The organism is Trinickia soli, assembly GCF_002879855.1.
Taxonomy (GTDB): Bacteria; Pseudomonadota; Gammaproteobacteria; order Burkholderiales; family Burkholderiaceae; genus Trinickia; species Trinickia soli.
Genome location: NZ_PNYB01000056.1, coordinates 1 through 2,566 on the forward strand (window position 1 = coordinate 1; position 2,566 = coordinate 2,566).

Annotated in this window: 2 protein-coding genes; both read left to right on the forward strand. The window is 63.1% G+C overall.

All coding sequences use genetic code 11. From position 1 onward, the window contains the following. Window positions 1-170 precede the first annotated feature (170 nt). Window positions 171-1,694 (forward strand): IS21 family transposase, encoded by a 1,524-nt coding sequence (gene istA / locus C0Z19_RS27575; protein ID WP_102612997.1) that lies wholly within the window; start codon window positions 171-173, stop codon window positions 1,692-1,694. A gap of 12 nt (window positions 1,695-1,706) precedes the next feature. Beyond that, window positions 1,707-2,474, forward strand: a complete 768-nt coding sequence (gene istB / locus C0Z19_RS27580) for an IS21-like element helper ATPase IstB (RefSeq protein ID WP_102612998.1) — start codon at window positions 1,707-1,709, stop codon at window positions 2,472-2,474. Window positions 2,475-2,566 lie beyond the last annotated feature (92 nt).

Sequence of the window (2,566 nt, forward strand, 5' to 3'; positions counted from 1 at the left end):
GCTGCGTATTTCGGACGAACGTGACCGGCCGTTTCGGGATGGTGACCGGCGATTTCGGTAACGTGACCGGGCATTTCGGGAACGTGACCGAGCGGACCGGAAGGCAGGATTGGCGTTGCGCATGACATCAACCACGCGGGCTATGCTCGCCGGCTTTTGCCGGAGAGAGCATGCCCGCGCACCGGATGAACATGCGCATGATCAAGGACGTTTTACGACTTAAATTCGACGGCGGCTTCTCGCACGATCGGATCGCCGCGTCACTGGGCATATCCAAGGGCGTCGTCACGAAGTACATCGGACTAGCCGGTGCCGCCGGGTTGGACTGGACAAGCGCCTGCGATATGGATGAAGGCGAACTCGAGCGGCGGCTTCTCGGCAAGCCCACCGGGCCAGCAGGCTACGCCCAGCCCGACTACGGACGCATCCATCAGGAGCTGCGTCGCAAGGGCATGACGTTGACGTTGCTGTGGGAGGAGTACCAGGCCGAGTTCGCAGACCGGCAGACCTACCGCTATACGCAGTTCTGCGAGCACTACAAGGCGTTCACGAAACGCCTGAAGCGCTCGATGCGTCAGATTCACCGCGCCGGCGAGAAGCTGTTTGTCGACTTCGCCGGCCCCACGTTGCCGCTGACGACTGGACGCCGCGCGCACATCTTTGTGGCGGCCATGGGCGCATCGAGCTACACATTCGCGTGTGCGACGCCGGCCGAAACGATGGAGGACTGGCTGGGCGGCATTGGTCGCGCGCTGACCTTCTATGGTGGCGTGCCGCAGTTGATCGTGCCGGATAACCCGCGCGCGATGATTGCCGATCCCGATCGCTATGAACCTCGCGCCGGCGACACCGTGCTGGACTTTGCGCGTCACTACGGCACGTCATTCCTTCCTGCGCGCGTATATCGTCCGCAGGACAAACCAAAGGTAGAGGTTGCGGTCCAGGTCGTCGAACGCTGGATCATGGCGCGCCTGCGTCATCACCGGTTTGAGTCGATCCACTCGGTCAATGAGGCGATCCGCCCGCTGCTCGAGAACCTGAATGAGAGGCCGTTCCAGAAGCTGCCGGGATGTCGCGCCAGCGCATTCGCCCAGCTGGACGCGCCGGCACTGCAGCCGCTGCCGGCACAGCCCTACGAGCTCGCGCGCTTCAAGACAGTGACGGTTCACATCGACTATCACGTCGAGATCAACAAACACCGCTACAGCGTGCCGCACGCGCTGGTCGGTCTCAAGCTCGACGCGCGCATCACAGCCGGCGCTGTCGAACTGCTGCATCGCGGTCGCCGTGTCGCCAGCCACGCACGCAACGACAGCGCAGGCGGCTACACCACCGTCGTCGAGCACATGCCGGCGGCGCACCGCGCTCATCTGCAATGGACTCCTCAGCGGCTGATTCATTGGGGACAGCAGATCGGCGCGGCAACCGGCGCGCTTGTTACCCGGCTGCTGCAGGAGCAACGCCATCCGGAACACGGCTATCGGGCGTGCCTCGGATTGCTCTCGCTCTCACGTCGCTATGGCCGCGAACGTCTCGAAGCCGCCTGTGCGCTAGCACTGGAGCTGGGCGTGCACCGTTACCGCCATGTGCGCGACATCCTGATCAACAACCGCGACCGCGCTGCAGTGGCAACGCCTGCCGACTGGATCAGCCCGAGCCACGCGCATGTACGCGGCCCCGGCTACTACCAATAAAGAAGACCCACCATGATGATGCAACAGACACTGACGCAACTGCGCACCCTGAAGCTCGACGGTTTCGCTGACGGCCTGGAAGAACAGCTGACGCAGCCCGGTGCGGCCAGCCTGAGCTTCGAGGAACGCCTGTCACTGCTGGTCGACCGGGAAGCCAGCTGGCGTGATGATCGCCGTCGTACCCGACTGCTCAAGCAGGCGCGCCTCAAGTATCCGCAAGCCGCCATTGAAGATCTCGACACGCGCGTTGGCCGTGGCGTCGATCCGCGCTCGCTCACGAGCCTCGCACTCGGTGACTGGGTGGAAGCCGGCTACAGCCTGCTCATCAGCGGCCCAACCGGCGCTGGGAAATCGTGGCTCGCTTGCGCCCTGGCCCAATACGCTTGCCGGCGCGGGCATTCGGCCTTGTATCTGCGCGTGCCGCGACTTGGCGAGGAGCTTCGCGTTCTGCACGGCAATGGAGGCTTCACAAAATGGCTGCTGCAGGTCGCCCGTGTTGACGTGCTTCTACTGGACGATTGGGGAATGGCGCCCCTCGATGCGATGGTTCGAAATGATCTGCTCGAGATGATCGATGACCGCTCGGCGGGAAAGGCGACCATCGTCACCAGCCAGTTACCGATTGAGCACTGGCATGGATGGATCGGCGACGAAACCATCGCCGACGCAATGCTCGACCGCCTCATGCAGCGTCATCACCGGATCACGCTCACCGGTGAATCCCTCAGAAAAGCATCCCCAAGACCCAACGTCCTGGAGCCCGAACTCGACCAGAACTAACAAGGAAATCTACAATCAACACCGCGCAACGCCCAACCCCGCCGAATCGGTCACGTTCCCGAAATCGGCGGTCACGTTCGCCGAAATACGCA

Bases quoted from the DNA above. Each gene is read 5' to 3' on its own strand.
- istB (WP_102612998.1), top strand. From the start codon at position 1,707: ATGATGATGCAACAGACACTGACGCAACTGCGCACCCTGAAGCTCGAC.
- istA (WP_102612997.1), top strand. From the start codon at position 171: ATGCCCGCGCACCGGATGAACATGCGCATGATCAAGGACGTTTTACGA.